Source organism: Hoeflea sp. EC-HK425, assembly GCF_902498795.1.
GTDB lineage: Bacteria > Pseudomonadota > Alphaproteobacteria > Rhizobiales > Rhizobiaceae > Hoeflea > Hoeflea alexandrii.
In genome coordinates, this window is the sequence record NZ_LR701572.1 from 2,553,341 (window position 1) to 2,575,684 (window position 22,344).

Here is a 22,344-nt window from a genome sequence, read left to right on the forward strand (position 1 = left end):
TGCCCTGCCTCCGTGTTTCAATCCAGGCCAGACTACCTATATACACCGGAAACGCTGCTTTTCAGAATGGACAAGACCATGCAGGACCCGCTCGCAAGCCAATTCGACATCTCGGAAGCCAAGGTCGAGAGGATCGTCGCCGATGCGCTCAAGGATGCCGACGACGGCGAACTCTATCTCGAGTACGAGGAAACGGAATCCCTGGTCTTTGACAACGGCAAACTGAAATCCGGCGCCTATGCGACGGATCGCGGATTCGGGCTGCGCTCGGTGCTGGGCGAGACTTCCGGCTATGCCCATGCGGGTGAATTGTCCGAAGCCGCGCTGATGAGGGCCGCAGACGCGGTTTCAGCGGTCACGCGTGGCGCCAGCGGCAGCTATTCGGCGGCACCGCAACGCACCAACAAGCTGCTCTACACTGCCGAAAATCCGCTTGCGGCGCCGGGCTTCGAAGACAAGGTCAAGCTGCTGCAAAGCATCGACCACTACCTGCGCAACAAGGATGAACGGGTCCGCCAGGTTTCGGTTTCAATCGCCGCAAACTGGCAAGTCGTGGAAATCATGCGTGCCGACGGTCACCGGGTGCGCGACGTGCGTCCCCTCGCCCGGCTCAATATTTCTGTGGTCGCAGGTGTCGGCGACCGGCAGGAAACCGGATCCTACGGCATGGGCGGACGCAAGCTGTTCGGCGACTTCCTGACCGATGAAAGCTGGCGGCACGGTGCCGACGAGGCTCTGCGGCAGGCGCTTGTCAACCTTGATGCCGTACCCGCGCCTGCAGGCACGATGGACGTGGTACTCGGCGCCGGCTGGCCCGGGGTCATGCTGCACGAAGCTGTCGGACATGGGCTTGAAGGCGATTTCAACCGCAAGAAGACCTCCGCCTTTGCCGGGCTGCTGGGCGAGCGTGTGGCGTCCAAGGGCGTCACGGTGGTCGATGACGGCACCATCGAGGGACGGCGTGGCTCGTTGTCGGTGGACGATGAGGGCACGCCGTCGGGCTACAACGTGCTGATCGAGGACGGCATCCTGGTGGGCTACATGCAGGACAGGCAGAATGCCCGGCTGATGGGCATGAAGGCCACAGGCAACGGACGCCGGCAGTCCTATGCCCACCAGCCGATGCCGCGGATGACCAACACCTATATGCTGTCGGGTGACCGGAGCCCGGAGGAGATGATCTCATCGGTCAAGAAAGGGCTTTACGCGGTTTCCTTCGGCGGCGGCCAGGTCGATATCACCTCGGGCAAGTTCGTCTTCGGCTGCACCGAGGCCTACATGATCGAGGACGGCAAGATCGGCGCGCCGGTCACCGGCGCAATGCTGATCGGCAACGGCCCGGAAGCCATGCAACGGATCTCGATGGTCGGAAACGATTCAGCGCTCGATACCGGCATCGGCATGTGCGGCAAGGCCGGACAGAGCGTTCCGGTCGGCGTCGGCCAGCCCCACCTGCTGATGAACGCCATGACAGTTGGCGGCACCCAGGCCTGAGCCTGACGCCGCGGCCGCAGACCAGACGAGAGCGACAGATCTAGGCAAACAGAATGACGGCGGCCTTAACCGCTCGCCGGCTTGGAAACCACCGGCTGGTTGCCAAACCGGCCGGGCCGGTGTCTAAGCGGCTGAAGGTGCAACCGATCTTCAGCCATGTTCGACATTCTTTCCATCACAGTCCCGATTTTCATCATGATCGCAATCGGATATGCGGCGGTCCACTGGCGTGTGTTCGCGCCCGAAGCGATGCGAATTCTCGGAAACTATGTCGTGGTGCTTGCCCTGCCCGCACTGCTGTTCAAGGCGATTTCCGAGAGGCCGATTTCCGAAGTGGTCAACTGGAGCTACATGGCGGCCTATCTCTGCGGGTCGCTCTTGGTTCTGACCGCCGGTTACTTCTACGCGCGGCGCATCCAGAAGGCCGAGACGACGGCGGCGGCCTTCAGCGCCATGGGCATGGTCTGCTCGAACACCGGGTTCATCGGCTATCCGATCCTGCTCCTGACGCTGCCGTCCATTGCCGGCGTGGGCCTGGCGCTGAACATGATGGTGGAAAACATCGTGCTCATTCCGCTGCTGCTGGCTATCGCAGAGGCCGGTCACGGAGGTCCCTCCCCCGTGGGCAAGATGCTGGCGAGAACGTTCAGGGGACTTGCCCGCAATCCTATCATCATCGGTCTGATGGCCGGACTTGCCGCCTCTTTTTCCGGGTTGAACATCCCGGCGCCGTTGATGAAGCCGATAGACATGCTGGCCGCCTCAAGTGCGGCGGTATCGCTGCTGGTCATCGGCGGCACATTGGCAAGTGTCTCGGTTCGCGGCCTCAGCGGCGAGATCGCTCCGACCGTCGCCGGCAAGCTGGTCTTCCATCCGCTGGCCGTGTTTGCAGCAACAGCGGCATTGCCGCTTGCCGGACTGGCGCCGCTTTCGGCGGAAATGCAGGCAGCGGCGGTGATCCTGGCAGCGGTCCCTATGATGGGAATCTACCCGATCCTTGCCCAGCGGTTCGGGCGCGAGCGGTCGAGTGTCGTCGCCATGCTGATGGCGACCGTGCTTTCCTTCTTCACGCTCAGCGCCGTGCTTTGGGTGGTCAACGCACATATCCTGTGAAACGGCCCGGCGTTGTGTTCCGGCCCGGTTTCGCATTGACCGCAGAACCGGTTTCAGCCTGCGACTATTGGATGCATTGCCAACGGGATTCATCCAAACGATGCTGGTGGCTTGAAACGAAAAGCAATTTCAAACCTTGTTAAGCTTATGAATAAATTGACTTATGCGCGGCTCCAGGACCCGTTCAAGATCGGTTAAGCCGGACCTGCTATGACAGGTCTTCACCCTGGCGCCGCAAGCGTCTTTCGGATCGGGAACATGTTCGGACCAAACACAGTCGCCGCCCGTCGAACACTCAAGCGCGCTGCCATCCAGAGCGGGCTCGAGGCGGTGTCGCTGTTCTCAAAAACAGGGCTGATGGCGAGCGCCCGCGGCCTGGGTGCGATCTTCACGCTGCATCATGTGCGGCCGGCAATGAACAAGAGCTTCGATCCGGCAGCTCATCTCTCGGTCACTCCGGAATTTCTCGACGCAAGCATTGCCCGTCTGAAGGCCGACGGGCATGTTGCCGTAGCCCTCGAAGAGCTGCCGGAGTTTCTTGCCAATCCAGACCGGCCGGGACCTGCCATGGTGTTCACGCTCGACGACGGATACCGGGACAATGACCAGTTTGCGCGTCCGGTTTTTGAGAAGCACGGTGTTCCCTACACCATCTTCATCACGGGCGGCTTCGTTGATCGAACCCAGTCGATCTGGTGGGAGACCGGAGAGCAGTTGCTCAGTCAGGCTGACGAATTCGTCTTCGACTTCGGCAATGGCGAGGAAAAACTTCCGACCCGCAGCACCATCGAAAAATACGCGGCATTCGACCGGCTGCACAAAGCCCTTGCCTGCAACGAGCAACAACCGATCGTCGAGCGGCTCGATGCACAGGCGCGATCGGCCGGCATTTGTCCGACCGGAATCGTCGACCGGGAGGTGATGGACGAGACCGAACTCCGCCGGCTCGCCGAAACCCCGCTGGCAAGCCTTGGCGCTCACACCCTCTCGCACCCGAACCTGGCGCATCTCGACGAAGCGCGGATGCGCACCGAGATCAGCGGCTCTGCCGAACGGTTGGCCGCTATCACCGGACAGGCGCCGGGCACCTTCGCCTATCCCTATGGGGACCTGTGCGCATCCGGTCCACGCGAATACCGGGCCGCGCAGGAGACCGGTTTCCGGCTCGCGGTCACCACCAATCCGGGTACCCTGCGGTCCGGCAGCCTCGACAACCTGTTTTCGCTGCGCCGGATCTCGCTCAACGGCTACTACCAGAAATGCCGCTATGTCGGCGCGCTGGCCTCAGGCATTCCCTTCATGGTTTCGCGTTCCGCTCAGGGATAAAGCCGGGTCTTGTCCCACGCATCCTGCGACCGCGTGAAGACAACACGGTCATGCAGCCGGAACGGCCGGTCATGCCAGAACTCGATGGATTGCGGCATGATCCTAAAACCGGACCAGTGCGGCGGACGCGGGATCTCCCCGATGGCGTGCTTGGCGGTGTATTCGGCGACGGCCTTTTCCAGCGCGAAACGGCTTTCGAGCGGACGAGACTGTTTCGAGGCCCAGGCCCCGATGCGACTGCCGCGCGGCCGGGAAGCATAATACTCATCGGCTTCCGCATCGCTGACCTGTTCCACAGGGCCGCGGATCCGGACCTGGCGGCGCAGGGATTTCCAGTGAAAGCACATTGCGGCTTTCATCGACGAGAGGATTTCCCGGCCCTTGGCACTTTCGAAATTGGTGTAGAAAACGAAGCCGCGCTCATCAAAACCCTTGAGCAGGACCATCCGGACATCGGGCAATCCGTCATTGTCAACCGTCGCAAGCGCCAGGGCGTTGGGATCGTTGGGTTCGGAGGCAGTCGCATCTTCAAGCCATTTGGCAAAAAGACGGTACGGTTCGGCTTCCTCGGTAAAGTCACCAGTCGTTAACCCTGTTTCTGTCATAGTCTTCCCTCATGCCTCCAAGCTGGAGTGGCAGTACGTTGGAACCCGACCTAACAGAAGCAATCAACAGGGAAAAGAGCGTGACGGTTTACCGCGCGGTTTTGGCGCTGGTACTGCCGGCATGCCTGACCCTGTCGGCCTGCATGGGAGGCGGCTCCTCCGCCGTCTCCGTACTCTCGGTCGATCCCGTAACGACCGCAGCCATCGCTCCGCTGTCCGCCGAAAGCGAAATCATGTCCGACGAGATCGTCATCCGCGATCTGGTGGGCGGCCTGAGCCAGACCGATTTCGCAACCACGCAACCCTGGTCGAATTCGCTCACGGGATCGGCCGGCGTTGTTTCCAACCTTGCAACGCTGAATGACGGCGCAAGGCCATGCCGGATGTTCAAGACCACCCGCCACAGTTTCGACGGCGTGTCGCTTCTTGAAGGACGGGTCTGCCAGCGGCCCGACGGCGGATGGGATCTCGTCAGCCTGGACCGTCCGGAAGGCTGAGAAAAATTTTCCGATTTTGGCGACGCAATCGTCTTTTTCATACACCGATGGTTAGCAAATCTTCGTTAGGCTTCCTCTATTAGCCCATACGGGGATGTAACATGCGTAGTCCGTACACGGTGCTCGGCGTCAATACGACGGCGAAAGCCGCCGATATTAAGAGCGCCTACCGGCAGCTCGCAAAGATTTGGCATCCGGACCAGAATCCGGATGATCCGCAGGCCGGAAGCCGGTTTGCGGAGATAGCCCATGCCTACAAGATGCTGATCGATCCCGAATTGCGTCTGAAGTTCGACAATGGGCATATCGACGCCCGCGGACGCCGGCAGGCACGACCCTCGCGGGGTTTCACGGCCAATCCTTTCAAGAATTTCAAGGATTCACCGCCCAGGCCGCGCCCGCAGCCAGCGGCTGCCAATCAATCCTCGGATGCGCTGGACGAAGCGAAGTTCGAGGACATGGTGGTCCATATCTTCGGCGACGCCGCCGCCAAGAAGACCAGGGAACAGGCTCAGGACAAGACAGGGCAACGGACCAAGACCGATGCACCGGGAATGGATGAGGATCCGCTTACCACGCTCGATAACCTGTTCAAGAAATGGAAATCGCGACACAAGCCCAAGACCGTCCTGCCATCGACCTACCACCAGATCGACATCACCCTGGAAACGGCCTTTTCCGGCTGTGAAGAGGAACTGATGTTCGGCGATGCGGAAACGATCACCTACGAGGTGCCGGCCGGGACCGTCGATGGCGGTGAAATCGTTGTTTCCTCGCCAAACCCGCAGCTTTACGGCGATGCCGTGGTGACGGTGCGCCATCAGCCCCACGACCGGTTCCGCTCTTCGGGCAGCGATCTTCACGGGGATCACCCGATCGAACTGGCGGAAGCGGTGCTTGGCGGTTCATTCGTCTACGAGGGGCTGGACGGGCCACTTCGTATCGACGTGCCCGAATGGTCGGGCTCTGACACGGTGCTGGAGATCAAGGAGAAGGGGCTCCCCAAGCCCAAGGGCAAACGGGGATCCATGCACGTGCATCTGCGTGTGATGCTGCCTGAAAAACCAGATCCAAACCTCAAGGACCTGATGCGATCGAGCAAGAAAGCCTGGTATCTGTAGGCGGCGCGGGCTGCTGAAGCTGAGCGCCCGGCGGTTAACCCAATCGATTGGCCTGACTTGCGGCGGCACGCCCCGTGTGCCATAGCCATCGCGACAAATTCGAGGGAGAATGCAATGGCTGACACTTCCGGCCTGATGAAGGGCAAGCGCGGCCTGATCATGGGCGTGGCGAACAATCGGTCGATTGCCTGGGGCATTGCCAAGGCTTGCGCGGATGCTGGCGCCGAACTCGCGCTGACCTATCAGGGCGAGGCGCTCAAGAAGCGCGTCGAGCCGCTGGCCACGGAACTGGGGGCCATCGTGGCCGGTCATTGCGATGTCACCGACCTGGACACGATCGACGCGGTCTTCGCGGACCTCGAAGCGCGCTGGGGCAAGCTGGATTTCGTGGTTCACGCGATCGCATTCTCCGACAAGGATGAGCTGACCGGCCGCTACGTCGAGACGACCCGCGAGAATTTCAACCGTACCATGGACATCTCGGTCTATTCGCTGACGGCTGTGGCCAAGCGGGCCGAGCCACTGATGACCGATGGCGGCTCGATCATTACCCTGACCTATTACGGCGCCGAAAAGGTGATGCCGCACTACAACGTGATGGGCGTCGCCAAGGCAGCGCTGGAGGCCAGTGTACGCTACCTCGCGGTTGACCTGGGTGCCTCCAACATCCGCGTTAACGCAATCTCGGCAGGCCCGATCAAGACGCTGGCCGCCTCGGGGATCGGCGATTTCCGCTATATCCTGAAGTGGAACGAGTACAACTCGCCGCTCAAGCGCACGGTCACCATCGACGAGGTCGGCGATTCCGCGCTTTACCTGGTGTCCGATCTGTCTCGCGGCGTGACCGGCGAGATCCTGCATGTGGATTCGGGCTATCACACGGTCGGCATGAAGGCCGTAGACGCGCCCGACATCAGCGTCGTCTGACGCCTTTGGCCTTTGCTGTCCAGGTCACTTCACTTGGACCGGCTTTGCATCTATTCACAGTGATGAGCGACTCGCGCGCGTCCGAATGGGCGCCGCGGTTGGAATCCACTCTCTCCAATGAGGAATGATGCATGCTTCTCTACGTAATCCGCCACGGGCAGACGGACTACAACAGGGAGGAGCGGCTGCAGGGGGCGCGGGACATCCCGCTCAACGACACCGGACGTGGCCAGGCGACAGGCAACGGCCTCGCCCTTGCAAAGCTGACGTCGCTCGAGCTTCCACTTGATGAGTTTGACTGGGTGGCAAGCCCGTTGGGGCGGACGCGCGAGACCATGGAACTGGTCCGCACCGCCGCAGGCCTCGACCCCCTCGCCTATCGCACCGATCCGCTTCTGGTGGAGCTGTCCTTCGGCGACTGGGAAGGCCAGACGCTGGTCGAAGTCGAGGCGCATTCGCCGCAACTGATAGAGCAGCGCAACAAGGGAAAATGGCAATTTCGGCCGCCGGGTGACCGGGCGGAAAGCTACGCCATGCTGGCGGAGCGCACGGACAGGTTTCTGTCCAAACTTGCCCGGCCGACCATCTGTGTTGCCCATGGCGGCGTAATCCGCACTCTGTTCAACCGCATCGGCAAGATAGCCGGCGATGATGCCGCCGTGATCGACATTCCCCAGGACCGGGTCCTCAGGACAGACGGCGAATCAATCGGCTGGGTATAGAGAAATCGCGGTGACTACTGCACCACTTCGAGATCGTTGATCATCCGCTTGCCATCGACGACCGTGTAGAAAATGACGACTTCAACGTTCTTTTCCAGACCTTCGAAATTGAACTCCGCGGGGGTGACATAAACCTTGCCATCATTGAGCTTGATGGTCTGATCTGCCGTGGAAACATCGGCGATCTTGCCGGTGGCGTCGGCGCTTTGCGCCATCGCAACGATCGGTGCTAGCAGGGCGGAAACAGCCAAAAGGGCGGAGATTGCAATACGCATCGGGCAGTCCTTGAGAATGGTTTTGAGTTGCCCCTATCAAGAGGCAGAATGTGGCAAAATTGACGCCGCCAATTGAGCCGCAAACAATTGCCTTGTCAATGAAATGGATGCCAACAAAAACGCGGGCAACAAAAAGGCTTCCCCCCGAGGGCCTCGATCATCTAGAAGTCACCCTGAACCCTCAAATGCGGACCCGGTCCGCGCTGTTTTATGGTTGCAACGCATGTCGCACAACACTTTCGGCCACCTGTTCCGCGTGACCACCTGGGGCGAGAGCCACGGGCCGGCGCTGGGCTGCATCGTTGACGGCTGCCCTCCCGGCATCCGGTTCACCGAGGCCGGGCTGCAGCACTGGATGGACAAGCGCAAGCCGGGTCAGTCGCGCTTTGTCACACAGCGGCGCGAGGACGACCTGGTCAAGGTTCTCTCCGGCGTCATGCGAGAGGATGATGGCGGACTGGTTACAACCGGCACTCCGGTCTCGATGCTGATCGAGAACACCGACCAGCGCTCAAAGGACTATTCAGAGATCGCCAAGCGCTACCGGCCAGGCCATGCCGACTACACGTATGACGTCAAGTATGGCGTGCGCGACTATCGCGGCGGCGGCCGCTCGTCGGCTCGAGAAACAGCCGCGCGCGTTGCCGCCGGCGGGCTGGCGCGGCTGGTGGTTCCGGACGTGACGGTGCGCGCGGCACTGGTGCAGATCGGCGAACACCGAATCAACCGCGACAACTGGGACTGGGCCGAAGTCGACAGCAATCCGTTCTTCTGCCCCGATCCCGAAACGGTTCCGGTCTGGGAAGAATATCTCGACGCGATCCGCAAGGCGGGCTCTTCGGTTGGCGCCGTCATAGAGGTGGTGGCCGAGAATGTGCCCGCCGGGTTGGGTGCACCGATCTATGCCAAGCTGGACCAGGACATCTGCTCCAACCTGATGTCGATCAACGCGGTCAAGGGTGTCGAGATTGGCAACGGTTTCGAAGCGGCGCGTATCAGCGGAGAACAGAACGCCGACGAAATGCGCATCGGCGCCGACGGCAAGCCAGTATTCCTGTCCAACAATGCCGGCGGCATCCTGGGCGGGATTTCGACCGGGCAGCCGGTGGTGGCACGGTTTGCGGTGAAACCAACCTCGTCGATCCTGAACGACCGGCGTTCGATTGACTCCGACGGCAATGAAGTGGATGTGAGGACCAAGGGCCGGCACGACCCCTGCGTCGGCATTCGTGCCGTTCCCATCGGTGAAGCCATGGTTGCCTGCGCACTGGCCGACCATTACCTGAGAGACCGCGGCCAGACCGGCCGCCTCGATTGAGAGACTGCCCTATGAGCTATGATCAAGCCCGCGTCGTTGAAGCCATCCGCGCCTTTGAGGCCGGTGAAATCGTTGTTGTTACCGATGACGGCGGACGCGAGAACGAAGGCGACCTGATCGTCGCCGCGGTCCACTGCACGCCAGAGAAGATGGCCTTCATCGTGCGCCACACATCGGGCATCGTCTGCACGCCGATGCCGCGCGAGGAAGCCAAGCGGCTGAACCTGAACGCCATGGTGGCCGAGAACGATTCGGCCCATACCACGGCATTCACCGTGTCGGTCGACTACAAGCACGGCACCACCACCGGAATTTCCGCCGATGACCGGACGCTGACCGCGCGCAACCTGGCCAATCCGAATGCCGGCGCCAGCGACTTCACGCGTCCTGGCCACATCTTTCCGCTGATCGCGCGCGAAGGCGGCGTGCTGATGCGGTCCGGCCATACCGAAGCCGCGGTTGACCTGTGCAAGCTCGCCAGCCTGCCGCCGATCGCGGTGATCTGCGAACTGGTCAATGATGACGGCACGGTGACCCGCGGCGAGCAGGTCGACACGTTTTCGGTCAAGCACGGGCTGAAGCAGGTTTCGGTGGCAGATCTCATCGCCTACCGGCAGCGCAAGGAAACGCTGATCGAGCACATCGACAGCTTCGACGTCGAGACCGTGGCCGGCAAGGCGAAAGCCTTCACCTACAAGCTGCCCTGGGATCCGATGCATCATCTGGCCGTTGTGTTCGGCGACATCCGCGACGGCGTCGACGTTCCCGTGCGGCTGCACCTGGAATCAGTGGTCGACGACGTGTTTTCCAAGCACGACCCGATGACCGCGATCATCAACCGGATGGCATCGGAAGGCCGCGGTGTCGTGGTCTATCTGCGCGAGGGCTCGGTCGGTGTCGGCCAGCGGGCGGCCAGGCGGGTTGTTGCGGATGAGCGCGAGGAACATGCCGAAGCGCAGGCGCGCGAGGATGAGTGGCTGGAAATCGGTCTGGGCGCACAGATCCTCAAGGATCTCGGCATCAGCTCGATCAAGCTCTACGCGTCGCGCGAACGCCACTATGTCGGGCTCGAAGGTTTTGGCATCCAGATCTCGTCGACCGAGATCATTTAGAACGCTTGTAGGTCCTTACCGCCTCGCCGAAGGCTTCAAACATCGACCTGTTGACCGGATTGGTTTGCGGATCGTATTCGGCGTGCCACTGAACGCCGAGCGCGAAGCCTTTCGCATCCCTGACGCGGATGGCCTCGATGGTTCCGTCTTCGGCAGTGCCTTCCGCCACAATCCGGTCGCCCACGTCGAGAATCCCCTGCCCGTGAAGCGAGTTCACCCGGATCAGGTCGCGTCCCAGGATGCGGGCAAACACGCCGTCCGGGGTCAGCCGAACCTCGTGCCGGTCGGCAAAGACGACGGTGGGGTCGGGATGGATCTCGCCGGTCTCAAGCCGTGGCATGCGGTGGTTCATGCGTCCCGGCAATTCCCGGATTTCCGGATGCAGCGAGCCACCGCCGGCAACGTTCATTTCCTGAAAGCCGCGGCAAATGCCGAACAGAGGAACGGCTCTCTCAAGGCAAGCCTCGATCAGCGGCAAGGCCAGCGCGTCCCGCCCCTCGTCATAGGGTTCATGTTTCGGATCGGGGTCAAAACCGAACCGGCGGGGATGAACATTGGCCCTGGCCCCGGTCAGCAGAATGCCGTCCACTGCCTCCAGCAGGTCCGCGATGTCGGTGATATCGGGATTGCCGGCGAAGATCAGCGGCAAGGCACCCGCCACGTCGGCAACAGCCTGAAGGTTGTTTTGCCCTGCCAGTTGAACAGCAAACCTGCTTTCCAGGTTGTGGTAGTTGCCGATAACGCCGATGACAGGCTTGGCCATGAATTGGTCTCGCACTCGATTTCCTGAGGCCCGATCCCGGACCCGTTGCGAATGTATTTTTCACATGCCGGGGCCATCAACAACTCCGGACACGCAAAAAACCGGTAAATCCCACGGGATACACTGCCATGGAAGCAGGTACCGCCGAAGCTACAGCCCCCTGTCCCAGCCCTCGGCGCGGATGACTTCGCCGACCCCGGCGAAGCGGGCGACGCGGGCGAGTTCCGCGTCGAGCCTTGCCATGCGACCTGCCGACGCGCGAACCTTCGGCTCGAGCCACAGCCGGGCAACATTCAGAGTGCCTGACTTGCGATCAGCCTTCATGTCGATGCGGCCGATCAGACGGTCGCCTTCGAGCAGCGGGAAGACATAGTATCCGTACTCCCGCTTCGGCTCCGGCACAAAGACCTCGATGCGATACCGGAATCCGAACAGGCGTTCGGCGCGGTTGCGGTCGCGCAACAGCGGATCAAACGGGCTCAAGACCCGGATCCGGCCCGGTGGCTCGGGCCAGTCCTCCGGGTCCGCGGAGAAGCCTTGAAGGGCAAATGACGCACGCGGCTTGCCGCCGCCTTCGCATTCGATCTCGACTTCGTGCAACAGGTCGCGATTGGCGCCGACCCAGTCTTTCGCTTCCTCCGGCGAGACCAGATCCCAGAACGCCGAAATCTCGCCATGGGTGGCGAAGCCGAGCCGTTCGAGCGCGCTCAAGCAGGCCCAGTCGATGAATTCCGCATGAGTAACCTCCCTGGCCAGATGATGGCCGGGTATGACGCGTTCGGTGAGATCATAGACCTTCTGAAAATTCTGCCGGCGGCTGATCGCCAGCTTGCCGGTGTGCCAGTAAAACTCGAGCGCCTTCTTGGACGGGTGCCACTGCCACCAGCCGCCGGACTTGTGATCGGCCTGCTTGACCTCCCGGGCGAGCACCGCGCCGCCCTCGGCAATCCGGTCATAGGTCTCTCCGAAGGCGTGATCGAAATCCTTACCGTGCCACTTGGCCCAGCGTTTTCGCATCGGCGCCTCGCTGCGGCGGAACTTGTGCTTCCAGTAAGGATAGAAATCGCACGGCACGATCGCCGCATCATGGGTCCAGTGCTCGAACAGGGCCCTTTCATCCTCGAGCAACTGCCTGAGCTGATCGGGCCTGAAAGTCTGGTTGCGGGAAAACAGGATCTGGTTGTGAGCGCGCTCGACGGTGGAAATGCTGTCGACCTGGACAAAGCCAAGATCGTGGATGAGCTGCAGCAGGCCGGCATTGGACAAGGCCCTTCCCGGCGGAGCCGACAGCCCTTGCCTGGCCAGGAAGATGCGGCGCGCAGCCTTGTTCGAGACGGGAATCACCATGGGTTGAGCCTACATGCGTTCGTGTTTTGTTCAAAGCGCCAAGCACAGTGACACGACCACAGTCGCAGATCGCGGCTGCAAGGTTCACGCGACCGTGATGGGCTCGTAGGGCTTTTGTGTCTGGACAATTGTCTCGCCTGCTTCGATTGCTCCTGAAAGGCTTTTGAACCAGCGGCGGCCTGCCGGCCACCCGAAATGACAGCAATAAGGTGAGTGACATCATGCGGCTTCGCGGTATCCTTCCAGTTCTGCCTGTTCTTGTTTGCGGTCTTGCGACAGGTGCGTTTGGCCAGTCCGTCAATACAGTTGAAACCGGCGCGCCAGTCGAACGGATCATAGCGACAGCGGATGGCGCCCTTGTCGAGGCCGGCGGGGACCTGTTTGCGCTGGCGGCATGCGATACAGGCTCGAGATTGTGCCTGACACCCTCTGCCAGACCTGCCGAAGCGCAAGCCGCACCTGAGGGCGCACTTCCCGACGGGCGCATTGCGCCGGCCACGACGGGCGACATACGGCAGGCCTGGTATGGGCGGCCAACCACCCGCTACGCCCATGGCGTGCTTGGCGACGCCATCGAAGCAGGCTCGCTGGTTGCCGTTACCGCATCGGGCGAACAACTTGAAATCGTGCTGCCGGCGGAGCAGGTGTTCGAGGACATCACTCCCCGCATTGCAGATCTGGACGGGGACGGAACAAACGAGGTCATTACCATCCGCGCTTCGAAAACCGGCGGCGCGGCGGTTGCGATTTTCGGACTGGCAGACGGCAAACTTGCCTTGCGCAGTGCAGGATCCGAGAACGGCCAGACCAACCGCTGGCTCAACATCGCGGGTTTCCTTCCACGGGACGATGGCGGTCTGACGCTCTACGGCGTTCGCACGCCGCATATCGGCGGTCGGTTGTTCTCGCTGGACCTGCGGAATGGCGCGCTCTCCGAACGCAATGACATCGCCATCGACCTGTCCAACCACATCATCGGCTCACGCGAACTTGGCATGTCGGCCGTGGGCGAGTTCGATGGCAGGATCGAGCTTGTGCTGCCCTCGCAGGATCGCAGGCGCTTGAGATTTCCGCTGACCGGCCGCGCCGATATCGTCCTGCCCGGTTCCATCGACAAGCCGATCATCGCGGTCGATGGACGGCTGGTCACGGCGACGGCGGATGGGACGCTGATTGTCGTGTCACCGTGAATTCCTGTGGCGCTGCCCTCTGGCATCGAGCGCGGTTCATCGCTAGATGTAACGGATGACCACGTTTTACTATTCCAATCCCATCTGCCTCGAACATCTGGTACCGGCCGGCCATCCCGAGCGGCCCGACCGGATGAAAGCACTCGAGGCTGTCTTTGAACACGAGCATTTCAACACGCTGGTGCGCCACCTTGCGCCCGAGGCTGCGGCCGAGTCGGTGCTTCTGGCACATCCGGAAAGCTACCTCGCCAAGATCCGCGCGGCTATTCCCGAGACCGGGTTCTCGCGGATCGATTCTGACACCACGGCAAGCCCGCGCTCGATGGAAGCGGCGCTGATTTCGGTGGGCGGCGCGATGGCCGCGGTGGATGCGGTGTTCCGGAAGGAAGCCGACAACGCTTTCGTTGCAACCCGGCCACCCGGTCACCATGCTGAGAAAAACACCTCCATGGGGTTCTGCCTGTTCAACCAGGCGGCGATTGCGGCGCGCCACGCGCAGAAAGCCTATGGCGCGGAACGGGTGGCGATCATCGACTGGGACGTGCACCACGGCAACGGCACGCAGGACATCTTCTACGACGATCCGAGCGTGATCTACTGTTCGACGCACCAGATGCCGCTCTATCCGGGAACCGGCGCGCTGCGCGAAACCGGCAAGGGCAACATCTTCAATGCGCCGCTGTCGGCCAATGACGGCAGCGACCATTTCCGCGAAGCCTTCAAGACACGGATCCTGCCGGCGCTGGAGGAAACTCGGCCCGATCTGATCATCATCTCCGCAGGATTTGACGCCCACCACCGCGATCCGCTGGCCGAGATCAACCTGGTGGCCGACGATTTCGACTGGGCGACGGGCAAGCTGATGGACATTGCCGGACGCTATTCGGGCAACCGGGTCGTCAGCCTGCTGGAAGGCGGCTATGACCTGGTGGGTCTGGCCGAATCGGCCGCGGCCCACGTGATCCGGCTGCAGGAGGGGTGAGCCATGAGCGAAGCCAATGACATTTCCGCAATGAGCTTCGAAGATGCCGTGGCGCAACTCGAAAACATCGTCGAACAGCTCGAACGCGGTGACGTGGCGCTGGACAAGTCGATCGAGATCTACGAGCGCGGCGAAGCCTTGAAAGCCCATTGCGAAAAGCTACTTTCAGCGGCTGAAAAGCGGATCGAGAAGATCCGGCTTGACCGGCAGGGCCAGCCGGCAGGGACCGAACCGCTCGACGCCGAGTAGATCGGAAACATCGCAGGAGCACGGCATGAGCTATTTCGGCGGACTGGATGACCCGAACCCCGGCGATGCCCCGGCCTGCGATGCAATCGAACAGATGATCATTCCGTCCTCGCGCGACATCGGCGGGTTTTCGGTCAAACGGGCCTTGCCGACCGCGCGACGGCGCATGGTCGGCCCGTTCATCTTCTTCGACCGGATGGGGCCCGCGATCCTCAAGGGCGGCGAGGCCATGGACGTGCGCCCTCACCCGCATATCGGTCTTTCGACAGTGACCTACCTTTTTGACGGCGCCATCCGCCACCGCGACAGCCTGGGCACCGAAATGGTAATCAAGCCCGGTGACGTGAACCTGATGACCGCCGGTCGCGGCATCGTGCATTCCGAGCGTTCGCCCGAAGAAATGCGCGGCGGCGAGATGCCGATGTCCGGGCTGCAGACCTGGCTTGCCCTGCCCGACCATCTCGAAGAGATCGATCCGGCCTTTTCCCATATCGCCACCAGCGAATTGCCGGAGATCCGTGATGCAGGTATCCGCGCGCGGGTGGTGATGGGCGGTTTTGGCGGGCTCACGTCGCCGGTGCCGCAGCACACCGGTACGCTCTATGTCGACCTGGCGCTATCGCCGTCGACCTCGGCGCCGTTTGACGCCGAGTGGGAAGAGCGGGCGCTCTACCTGCTTGAGGGCGAGATCGAGATCGCTGGTGACCGCTTCGGCCCGAACCAGCTTCTGGTGTTCCGCCCCGGCGATGCGATCACCCTGACCGCCGGAGCGGCGGGTGCGCGGATGATGCTGTTTGGCGGCGACAGCATTCCAACCAAGCGGCACATCTGGTGGAACTTCGTCTCTTCGTCGAAGGAACGGATCGAACAGGCCAAGGCGGAATGGCGCTCAGGACGGTTCGACATCGTACCAGGCGACGCTGAGGAGTTCATCCCGCTACCGGAACAATGAGCCCAAGCCGGCCGGAATTCGCTGCAGAACAAACTGTGGCAAGTCCGCCCAGACCTTATTTCAGACGTTAATCCGGGTTTACACATCAGCGTTTCCGGGCTAGGCCCTGAGAGACTGTGAGGCATGACGTGACAAACCCGCCCGTAACACCGCTCCTGGACACCGTCCGGTTCCCATCCGACCTTAAAGCCATCGACGACAAGCTGTTGCCGCAGCTGGCCGAGGAACTGCGTGCCGAGATGATCGACGCGGTGTCGCGCACCGGCGGACACCTGGGCGCCGGTCTCGGCGTGGTCGAACTGACGATCGCCATTCACAAGGTGTTCGAAACCCCGCATGACCGGGTAATCTTCGACGTTGGCCACCAGTGCTATCCGCACAAGATCCTGACCGGCCGCCGCGACCGTATCCGGACGCTGAGGCAGGAAGGCGGGCTTTCCGGTTTTACCAAGCGCGCGGAAAGCGAGTATGACGATTTCGGCGCGGGCCATTCCTCGACCTCGATTTCCGCCGGGCTCGGCATGGCGGTTGCGAGCGAACTGCAGGGCATGAAGCGCAATGTGATCTCGGTGATCGGCGATGGCGCGATGTCTGCGGGCATGGCGTTCGAGGCACTCAACAATGCCGGAGCGCTGGATGCGCGGCTGATCGTGATCCTCAACGACAACGACATGTCGATCGCGCCGCCGACCGGCGCGATGAGCGCCTACCTGGCGCGGATGGCCTCGGGCCGCACCTATATGGGCATCCGCGAAGCCGGCAAGAAACTGACCGCCTATCTGGGCAAGAACATCGACCGGGCGATCACCCGCGCGGTTGAGCACGCCCGCGGCTACGTCACCGGCGGCACCATGTTCGAGGAGCTCGGCTTCTACCACATCGGGCCGATCGACGGGCACAATCTCGACCATTTGCTGCCGGTGTTGCGCAATGTGCGCGACAATGGCGACGGTCCGGTGCTGATCCACGTGGTCACGCAGAAGGGCAAGGGCTACGCGCCCGCGGAAGCCGCGTCGGACAAGTATCACGGCGTTTCCAAGTTCGACGTGGTCACCGGCACCCAGGCCAAGGCCAAGCCGAATGCGCCGAGCTACACCACCGTGTTCGGCGAAGCGCTGGCGCAGGAAGCGACGCATGACGACAGGATCGTGGCGATCACCGCTGCGATGCCCGGCGGCACCGGCGTTGACAAGTTCGCCAAGGTGCACCCGACCCGCACCTTCGATGTCGGCATCGCCGAACAGCATGCGGTGACCTTTGCCGCCGGCATGGCGACAGAGGGCATGAAGCCGTTCTGCGCGATCTATTCCACCTTCCTGCAGCGGGGCTACGACCAGGTCGTCCACGACGTGGCGATCCAGAAGCTGCCCGTCAGGTTCCCGATCGACCGGGCGGGTTTCGTCGGCGCCGACGGCGCCACCCATGCCGGGACGTTTGATACGACCTACCTGGCCTGCCTGCCCGGCTTCGTGGTGATGGCGGCTTCCGACGAAGCCGAGCTCAAGCACATGGTGCGCACCGCGGCCGCATACGACGAAGGCCCGATCTCATTCCGCTACCCGCGCGGCGAAGGCGTCGGCGTCGAGATGCCAGAACGCGGCCAGATCCTAGAAATCGGCAAGGGCCGTGTCGTGCGTGAAGGCTCCAAGGTGGCACTGTTGTCGTTCGGCACACGGCTGGCTGAATGTCTGGTCGCGGCCGAGGATCTCAATGCCGCCGGGCTGTCGACCACCGTTGCCGACGCCCGTTTCGCCAAGCCGCTCGACCATGACCTGATCCGCCAGCTGGCGCGGCACCACGAGGTGCTGGTTACGATCGAGGAAGGCTCGGTCGGCGGTTTCGGCAGCCACGTGCTGCAGTTCCTGTCCACCGAGGGCCTGCTCGACGGCGGTCTCAGGGTGCGCTCGCTGGTGATGCCCGACATGTTCATGGACCATGCCTCGCCGGACGCGATGTATGCGCGCGCCGGGCTCGACCGGAAGGGCATCGTCGACACGGTGTTTCGCGCGCTCAACGCCGAAAACCGCGGTGGCGCCCAGGTTACAGTTCTGAAACCATAGATGTTTGCCCGATCCTAACCACGTCCCTTGGGCGTTCTGAAACATCCCGCTGCTAGTCTGTTTGAAACAGCACGGGACTTCGGGACGTTTTGAGAATGTCGATGAAACAGGCGGGAAAATGCCATGCGCGCCGGATCGCAACAGCCATGCTTGCCGTTGCGGGACTGGCCTTGCCGGCGAATGCCGACACCAAGCCCACCTACGACAAACGCATCGAGGAAGCCGCGATCCGCATGCTTGTTCCCAAGCTTGGCGAGATACGCGGATCGCTGGGCATAGGAGCCGACGACTACCTGGCGCCGATGATCAACGAGCAGGTTGTCGACAGGCGACCGGCAGTCTCGCCCCCACAGCCGTTCGAGAACCCGCCCTTCCCGGAAAGCCCGAAAGCGATGCAGGGCCCGCAGGCTGCGCAAAGAGCGCCGACGGCGGACAACGAGCTGTACGTCACACAGGCACCGCAAGCGTCTGAAGACAAACCGCCGGAGCAGGCTGCGCCGTCGGATGAGCGGCGACGCAAAGGCAGCTTCCTGTTCTTCTGAAACGTTGCCGCGAGGGATCCGGGCCGCACAAAGCCCTTGCCCTCGCCGCCCTTCCGGGCCAAGACGGCTTTCATGGCAGACCCATCTCTCACCACTCCGCCCAGCAGGGACCGGCTCGACCAGATCCTGGTCCGGCGCGGCCTTTACGACAGCCGGTCACGCGCGCGCGACGCAATTGCGCGCGGCGCGGTGCTGGTCGAGGGCAAGGTCATCACCAAGCCCGGCGCGCCCGTGAGTGCGACTGCGGAAATCACGCTGACCGATCCGGCGCGGGCCTATGTCTCGCGGGCGGCGCTGAAACTGATCGCCGGGCTCGACCGTTTCGGCTTCGATCCGTCAGGCCGGGTGGCGCTCGATATCGGTGCCTCGACCGGCGGCTTCACGCAGGTGCTCCTCGAGCGCGGTGCTGAGCATGTGCTTGCGGTCGATGTCGGCCATGACCAGCTGCATGCGGGCCTTGCGGACGATGCGCGCTTGACCAATCTCGAAGGTCTCAACGCGCGCGATCTTGCCCGCGAGCATCTGGGCGGCCACACGGTCGGCGCGGTGGTGTCGGATGTGAGTTTCATCTCGCTGAAGCTGGCGCTGCCGCCCGCACTCGCGCTTGCCGCGCCCGGGGCCTTTGCGGTGCTGCTGGTCAAGCCGCAGTTCGAGGCGGGACGCGCGGGCATCGGCAAGGGCGGTTTGCTCAAGGACCCTTCACAGGGGCCGGTCATCGCCGAGGATCTCGCCCGATGGCTGGGCGGGCAGCCCGGCTGGAGCGCCGTCGGCCCCATCGCCTCGCCGATCGAGGGCCAAGACGGCAACCACGAATTTCTCATCGGAGGCGTCAAGACATGAGCGCTCGCAAACTCGACATCACAAGGCTTGGCGGACAGGGCGACGGCATTGCCGAAACGCCCGAGGGCCAGATCTTCGTCCCCTTCACGGTGCCGGGCGACGTGATCAATGCCGGAGTCGAGAAGAGCCGCGCCTCGCTGATCGCGGTGCTCACCCCCTCGCCCGACCGGGTGACGCCACCGTGCCCACATTTCGGCCCCGACGAAGAAAACGCCGGCTGCGGCGGCTGCGCGCTGCAGCATGTGGCTGATACCGTTTATCAGGACTGGAAGCGCGGGCTGGTGGTGGCGGCGCTGGAAAGCCGCAACATTGCGGCCGAGGTTGCGCCGCTGGTGTCCTGTGAACCGCACACGCGGCGGCGGGTGGTGTTTGCCGCACGTCGCACCGACAAGGGCGCGATCCTCGGCTTCAACCGGGCGCAGAGCCATCACATTGTTCACGTCGAGACCTGCGTGGTCGCCTCTGAGCGGATCAACCAGGCGCTGCCGGCGCTGAGGCGGCTGGCCACGGCGGTGGCGGTCGGCAAGGAGGCGTTCCGGCTCTCGGTGCTCGACGCCGCCCCCGGCCTCGACCTGGCCGCCGAGGCGCCGTTCAAGCTTGCCGAGCCGGACCGGCTGCGGATCATTTCCGCAGTGCGGGCCGAGCCTGATGTTGCCCGTCTCACCTTCAACGGCGAGATCCTGATCGAGAAACAGCCGCCGGAGCTCGAATTCGGCCGGGTGATCGTCAATCCGCCGCCGGGCGGCTTCGTGCAGGCAAGCAAGGACGCGGAGCAAGTGATGGGCGATCTCGTCACCGGCCACCTGAAGAAGTCCAAGCGCGTGGCGGACCTGTTCTCCGGCTCCGGCACCTTCGCGCTGAGGCTGGCCGAGACCAGCCATGTGCATGCTTTGGAAGCCGACGGGCCGTCGCTCGCAGCACTCGACAAGGCCGCACGGCGGACGCAGGGGCTGAAGCCTGTCACGGTGGAAAAGCGCGACCTGTTCCGCCGGCCGCTGATGGTATCGGAGCTGAAGAGCTACCAGGGGCTGGTGTTCGACCCGCCGCGCGCAGGCGCGGAAGTGCAGGTGGCCGACATCGCCCGCTCGGCCATCCCTCGCATCGCCGCCATCTCCTGCAATCCGGTGACACTGGCGCGCGACCTCGAGATCCTGATCAAGGGCGGCTACCGGCTTATCTCGGTGACGCCGATCGACCAGTTCCTATGGTCTGCCCATGTCGAGGTGGTGGCGCTCTTGGAGCGGCCGAAGCGGTAGAGAGACGAGCGTTCATCTGGATTGCATTCGCTGGACTTGTCATTCTCACACTTCTCCATCGTCATCCTCGGCTCGGAGGCCAAGGATGACGAAACGAATGGGTGCGCGTTGTTCGAACGACCGCTGTCCTGCGGCCATAAAAAAGGCGGCGCACCGGGTGCGCCGCCTTTCAATTGTCGTCAGGCGTAAACCTTATTCGCCGGCTTTCAGCACTTCGTAGCGCAGGCCCTTGGCGGTGCGGTTCTGGAAACCGTGCCAGTGGGTGTGTTCGGGCTTGTTGGTGCCGTCGTCTTCCTTGGCCCAGACGCCGTCATTGGAGTTGGGGACCAGGTCGAGATAGGCGGCCTTGGCCTCGTCGCCCTTGAGGTGCTGGTCGAGCCAGGCGGTGCTGAAATGCTGCGCGATGTTGTTCATCCGCACCGTGTTCCAGACCGCATCATTGTAGTGCTCGGCGATGTTGAAGCCGAGGTCCTCGTCAACCTTGTCGGCCTCGGCAGGTGCGGGCATCGGCGCTGCGGCATTGTGGTTGGCGTTGTCGAAGGTCAGCAGCGCGCGGTCAACGCCGGTGGCTGCCTGCCAGATGGCGCGGACGCCCTTCTCGTAGCCCGAGACATCATCGACGGAGCCGGCGATGAACAGCGACGGCTTGGAAATGCCCTTGAGGGTTTCCTCGTCCCAGAAGTTCAGCACCTTGCCCCAGGGGCCGATGGCGATGATGGTCTTGACGCGCTCATCGGGCAGTGCGTTGTGGGTTTCGCTGCCGCTCAGGTGAACGCCGAGCGTGCCGTGCGGACCGCCCCAGCCATAGTCAACGGCGGTCTGGGTGACGCCGCCGCCGGCGCTGATGATCGCACCGTAGCCGCCCATCGAATAGCCGATGATGGCGGCGTTGTCGGTGTTGGCGAGACCATTGAGGAAATTGCCATCCTCGCCCGAAAGACGGGCCAGTTCGTCGAGCACGAATTTCTGGTCGATCGAGCGATTGACCAGGGTCGAGCCGAAGGCGGCGCGGGTCCGATAGGTCGAATCGGTGTGGTCGATCGAGGCCACAACATAGCCCTTGGAGGCGAGGTTTTCGGCCAGGTGCGACAGCAGGAAGCGGTTGCCCGGATAACCGTGCGAGATGATGACCAGCGGGAAGGCTTCGGCGCCCGCCACGGGGGCCGCGTCGCGCATGGCCTGGCCGACGAGCGTGACTTCGGTCTTGCCGTCGCGCAGATAGGCCTTGAGCTCGTTCGAGCCCTCGGCACCATTGTCCGCCGGATACCAGACCTCAACGGTCAGCGGCCGGTCGTAGCGGGGCCATTCGGCCGGCTTTTCCGCGGCCGGGTCGATGGCCAGAATATCGATCTGGCCGGGATTGACCATTTCCAGCGTGCGCACGCCGATCTTGTAATCGCCATAGGCCGACAGTTCCGGCGCATCGTGGCGCTGGGTGTCGATGCGGTTGGTGGCCGGCGCGGGAGCGCCCTCATGGCTGGCCGCGAGTGCGGAGCCTGTAAAGGCTGCAATGGTCATGGCCGAAGCCGCAATAAGTGGTGAAAATCGGAGCATGGTATACCTTTCATGTTTACGTTCCCGAACCTGCTGCAATTGCTTCACTAGCAGGCCCTCCTAACGATTGTGCGACGCTAACGCAGGGCGTCGAACGGC

At 62.7% G+C, this 22,344-nt stretch carries 22 protein-coding genes; 17 read left to right on the forward strand and 5 right to left on the reverse strand.

The genetic code is table 11. From position 1 onward, the window contains the following. Positions 1-78 precede the first annotated feature (78 nt). From tldD to SPHINGO391_RS15155, 3 genes are all read left to right on the forward strand, one after another. Positions 79-1,494, forward strand: a complete 1,416-nt coding sequence (gene tldD / locus SPHINGO391_RS15145; protein WP_152009607.1) for a metalloprotease TldD — start codon at positions 79-81, stop codon at positions 1,492-1,494. Between the two features lie 156 nt (positions 1,495-1,650). Further along, positions 1,651-2,607: an AEC family transporter gene (locus SPHINGO391_RS15150; protein WP_152009608.1), complete on the forward strand. Its 957-nt coding sequence runs from the start codon at positions 1,651-1,653 to the stop codon at positions 2,605-2,607. Positions 2,608-2,865: 258 nt separating this feature from the next. Further along, positions 2,866-3,933, forward strand: a complete 1,068-nt coding sequence (locus SPHINGO391_RS15155) for a polysaccharide deacetylase family protein (RefSeq protein WP_152009609.1) — start codon at positions 2,866-2,868, stop codon at positions 3,931-3,933. Here SPHINGO391_RS15155 and pdxH read toward each other — a convergent pair. Beyond that, positions 3,924-4,538, reverse strand: coding sequence for a pyridoxamine 5'-phosphate oxidase (gene pdxH / locus SPHINGO391_RS15160; protein WP_152009610.1), 615 nt, complete (start codon positions 4,536-4,538; stop codon positions 3,924-3,926). The genes SPHINGO391_RS15155 and pdxH overlap by 10 nt on opposite strands. Positions 4,539-4,618: 80 nt before the next feature. On the opposite strand from pdxH, the gene SPHINGO391_RS15165 reads away from it, so the two are divergent. From SPHINGO391_RS15165 to SPHINGO391_RS15180, 4 genes are all read left to right on the forward strand, one after another. Continuing rightward, the gene (locus SPHINGO391_RS15165; RefSeq protein WP_193217306.1) at positions 4,619-5,035 is read left to right on the forward strand and encodes an RT0821/Lpp0805 family surface protein; all 417 of its coding nucleotides are present in this window, start codon (positions 4,619-4,621) and stop codon (positions 5,033-5,035) included. A gap of 101 nt (positions 5,036-5,136) precedes the next feature. Further along, positions 5,137-6,156 carry a DnaJ C-terminal domain-containing protein gene (locus tag SPHINGO391_RS15170; RefSeq protein ID WP_152009612.1) on the forward strand — a complete coding sequence of 340 codons (1,020 nt, stop codon included), beginning with the start codon at positions 5,137-5,139 and terminating at the stop codon, positions 6,154-6,156. 114 nt (positions 6,157-6,270) lie between these two features. Then, on the forward strand, positions 6,271-7,083 hold the full coding sequence (gene fabI, locus SPHINGO391_RS15175; RefSeq protein ID WP_152009613.1) for an enoyl-ACP reductase FabI: 813 nt from the start codon (positions 6,271-6,273) through the stop codon (positions 7,081-7,083). 131 nt (positions 7,084-7,214) lie between these two features. Continuing rightward, complete coding sequence (locus SPHINGO391_RS15180; protein WP_152009614.1) at positions 7,215-7,805, forward strand: histidine phosphatase family protein; 591 nt, start codon at positions 7,215-7,217, stop codon at positions 7,803-7,805. Between the two features lie 14 nt (positions 7,806-7,819). On the opposite strand, the gene SPHINGO391_RS15185 is transcribed toward SPHINGO391_RS15180, so the two are convergent. Next, positions 7,820-8,080 (reverse strand): DUF1344 domain-containing protein, encoded by a 261-nt coding sequence (locus tag SPHINGO391_RS15185; RefSeq protein ID WP_152009615.1) that lies wholly within the window; start codon positions 8,078-8,080, stop codon positions 7,820-7,822. 223 nt (positions 8,081-8,303) lie between these two features. Between SPHINGO391_RS15185 and aroC the strand changes: the two genes are divergently transcribed. Beyond that, positions 8,304-9,398, forward strand: coding sequence for a chorismate synthase (aroC, locus tag SPHINGO391_RS15190; RefSeq protein ID WP_152009616.1), 1,095 nt, complete (start codon positions 8,304-8,306; stop codon positions 9,396-9,398). 11 nt (positions 9,399-9,409) lie between these two features. Next, on the forward strand, positions 9,410-10,510 hold the full coding sequence (ribB, locus tag SPHINGO391_RS15195) for a 3,4-dihydroxy-2-butanone-4-phosphate synthase (RefSeq protein WP_152009617.1): 1,101 nt from the start codon (positions 9,410-9,412) through the stop codon (positions 10,508-10,510). Here the strand turns inward: ribB and SPHINGO391_RS15200 are convergent. Both SPHINGO391_RS15200 and SPHINGO391_RS15205 read right to left on the reverse strand, forming a co-directional pair. Continuing rightward, the gene (locus tag SPHINGO391_RS15200) at positions 10,503-11,273 is read right to left on the reverse strand and encodes a gamma-glutamyl-gamma-aminobutyrate hydrolase family protein (RefSeq protein WP_152011584.1); all 771 of its coding nucleotides are present in this window, start codon (positions 11,271-11,273) and stop codon (positions 10,503-10,505) included. The genes ribB and SPHINGO391_RS15200 overlap by 8 nt on opposite strands. A 150-nt stretch (positions 11,274-11,423) precedes the next feature. Next, entirely contained in the window at positions 11,424-12,620 is a 1,197-nt protein-coding gene (locus tag SPHINGO391_RS15205; RefSeq protein ID WP_152009618.1) for a winged helix-turn-helix domain-containing protein, read from the reverse strand. A 209-nt stretch (positions 12,621-12,829) separates the two neighbouring features. Between SPHINGO391_RS15205 and SPHINGO391_RS15210 the strand changes: the two genes are divergently transcribed. The 8 genes from SPHINGO391_RS15210 to SPHINGO391_RS15245 all read left to right on the forward strand — a co-directional run bounded on the left by SPHINGO391_RS15210 (position 12,830) and on the right by SPHINGO391_RS15245 (position 20,691). Further along, the gene (locus tag SPHINGO391_RS15210) at positions 12,830-13,810 is read left to right on the forward strand and encodes a hypothetical protein (protein WP_152009619.1); all 981 of its coding nucleotides are present in this window, start codon (positions 12,830-12,832) and stop codon (positions 13,808-13,810) included. Positions 13,811-13,865: 55 nt separating this feature from the next. Continuing rightward, positions 13,866-14,792, forward strand: coding sequence for a histone deacetylase family protein (locus SPHINGO391_RS15215; protein WP_152009620.1), 927 nt, complete (start codon positions 13,866-13,868; stop codon positions 14,790-14,792). 3 nt (positions 14,793-14,795) lie between these two features. Further along, positions 14,796-15,041 carry an exodeoxyribonuclease VII small subunit gene (locus SPHINGO391_RS15220; RefSeq protein ID WP_152009621.1) on the forward strand — a complete coding sequence of 82 codons (246 nt, stop codon included), beginning with the start codon at positions 14,796-14,798 and terminating at the stop codon, positions 15,039-15,041. A 25-nt stretch (positions 15,042-15,066) separates the two neighbouring features. After that, positions 15,067-15,993, forward strand: coding sequence for a pirin family protein (locus SPHINGO391_RS15225; RefSeq protein WP_152009622.1), 927 nt, complete (start codon positions 15,067-15,069; stop codon positions 15,991-15,993). A 128-nt stretch (positions 15,994-16,121) separates the two neighbouring features. Continuing rightward, positions 16,122-18,053 carry a 1-deoxy-D-xylulose-5-phosphate synthase gene (gene dxs / locus SPHINGO391_RS15230; protein WP_193217307.1) on the forward strand — a complete coding sequence of 644 codons (1,932 nt, stop codon included), beginning with the start codon at positions 16,122-16,124 and terminating at the stop codon, positions 18,051-18,053. A gap of 95 nt (positions 18,054-18,148) precedes the next feature. Beyond that, a complete protein-coding gene (locus SPHINGO391_RS15235) occupies positions 18,149-18,595 on the forward strand; it encodes a hypothetical protein (protein WP_152009624.1) in 447 nt (148 codons plus the stop codon). 72 nt (positions 18,596-18,667) lie between these two features. Beyond that, a complete protein-coding gene (locus SPHINGO391_RS15240) occupies positions 18,668-19,435 on the forward strand; it encodes a TlyA family RNA methyltransferase (RefSeq protein ID WP_152009625.1) in 768 nt (255 codons plus the stop codon). Beyond that, positions 19,432-20,691, forward strand: coding sequence for a class I SAM-dependent RNA methyltransferase (locus tag SPHINGO391_RS15245; RefSeq protein ID WP_152009626.1), 1,260 nt, complete (start codon positions 19,432-19,434; stop codon positions 20,689-20,691). The genes SPHINGO391_RS15240 and SPHINGO391_RS15245 overlap by 4 nt, the downstream gene beginning before the upstream one ends. Positions 20,692-20,883: 192 nt before the next feature. Here the strand turns inward: SPHINGO391_RS15245 and SPHINGO391_RS15250 are convergent, their stop codons facing one another. Next, positions 20,884-22,245 carry a dienelactone hydrolase gene (locus SPHINGO391_RS15250; protein WP_244615213.1) on the reverse strand — a complete coding sequence of 454 codons (1,362 nt, stop codon included), beginning with the start codon at positions 22,243-22,245 and terminating at the stop codon, positions 20,884-20,886. Positions 22,246-22,344: the final 99 nt, after the last annotated feature.

Coding starts and splice junctions, on each gene's coding strand:
- tldD (WP_152009607.1), top strand. CDS start 79: ATGCAGGACCCGCTCGCAAGCCAATTCGACATCTCGGAAGCCAAGGTC.
- SPHINGO391_RS15150 (WP_152009608.1), top strand. CDS start 1,651: ATGTTCGACATTCTTTCCATCACAGTCCCGATTTTCATCATGATCGCA.
- SPHINGO391_RS15155 (WP_152009609.1), top strand. CDS start 2,866: ATGTTCGGACCAAACACAGTCGCCGCCCGTCGAACACTCAAGCGCGCT.
- pdxH (WP_152009610.1), bottom strand. CDS start 4,538: ATGACAGAAACAGGGTTAACGACTGGTGACTTTACCGAGGAAGCCGAA.
- SPHINGO391_RS15170 (WP_152009612.1), top strand. CDS start 5,137: ATGCGTAGTCCGTACACGGTGCTCGGCGTCAATACGACGGCGAAAGCC.
- fabI (WP_152009613.1), top strand. CDS start 6,271: ATGGCTGACACTTCCGGCCTGATGAAGGGCAAGCGCGGCCTGATCATG.
- SPHINGO391_RS15180 (WP_152009614.1), top strand. CDS start 7,215: ATGCTTCTCTACGTAATCCGCCACGGGCAGACGGACTACAACAGGGAG.
- SPHINGO391_RS15185 (WP_152009615.1), bottom strand. CDS start 8,080: ATGCGTATTGCAATCTCCGCCCTTTTGGCTGTTTCCGCCCTGCTAGCA.
- aroC (WP_152009616.1), top strand. CDS start 8,304: ATGTCGCACAACACTTTCGGCCACCTGTTCCGCGTGACCACCTGGGGC.
- ribB (WP_152009617.1), top strand. CDS start 9,410: ATGAGCTATGATCAAGCCCGCGTCGTTGAAGCCATCCGCGCCTTTGAG.
- SPHINGO391_RS15200 (WP_152011584.1), bottom strand. CDS start 11,273: ATGGCCAAGCCTGTCATCGGCGTTATCGGCAACTACCACAACCTGGAA.
- SPHINGO391_RS15205 (WP_152009618.1), bottom strand. CDS start 12,620: ATGGTGATTCCCGTCTCGAACAAGGCTGCGCGCCGCATCTTCCTGGCC.
- SPHINGO391_RS15215 (WP_152009620.1), top strand. CDS start 13,866: ATGACCACGTTTTACTATTCCAATCCCATCTGCCTCGAACATCTGGTA.
- SPHINGO391_RS15220 (WP_152009621.1), top strand. CDS start 14,796: ATGAGCGAAGCCAATGACATTTCCGCAATGAGCTTCGAAGATGCCGTG.
- SPHINGO391_RS15225 (WP_152009622.1), top strand. CDS start 15,067: ATGAGCTATTTCGGCGGACTGGATGACCCGAACCCCGGCGATGCCCCG.
- SPHINGO391_RS15235 (WP_152009624.1), top strand. CDS start 18,149: ATGTCGATGAAACAGGCGGGAAAATGCCATGCGCGCCGGATCGCAACA.
- SPHINGO391_RS15240 (WP_152009625.1), top strand. CDS start 18,668: ATGGCAGACCCATCTCTCACCACTCCGCCCAGCAGGGACCGGCTCGAC.
- SPHINGO391_RS15245 (WP_152009626.1), top strand. CDS start 19,432: ATGAGCGCTCGCAAACTCGACATCACAAGGCTTGGCGGACAGGGCGAC.
- SPHINGO391_RS15250 (WP_244615213.1), bottom strand. CDS start 22,245: ATGCTCCGATTTTCACCACTTATTGCGGCTTCGGCCATGACCATTGCA.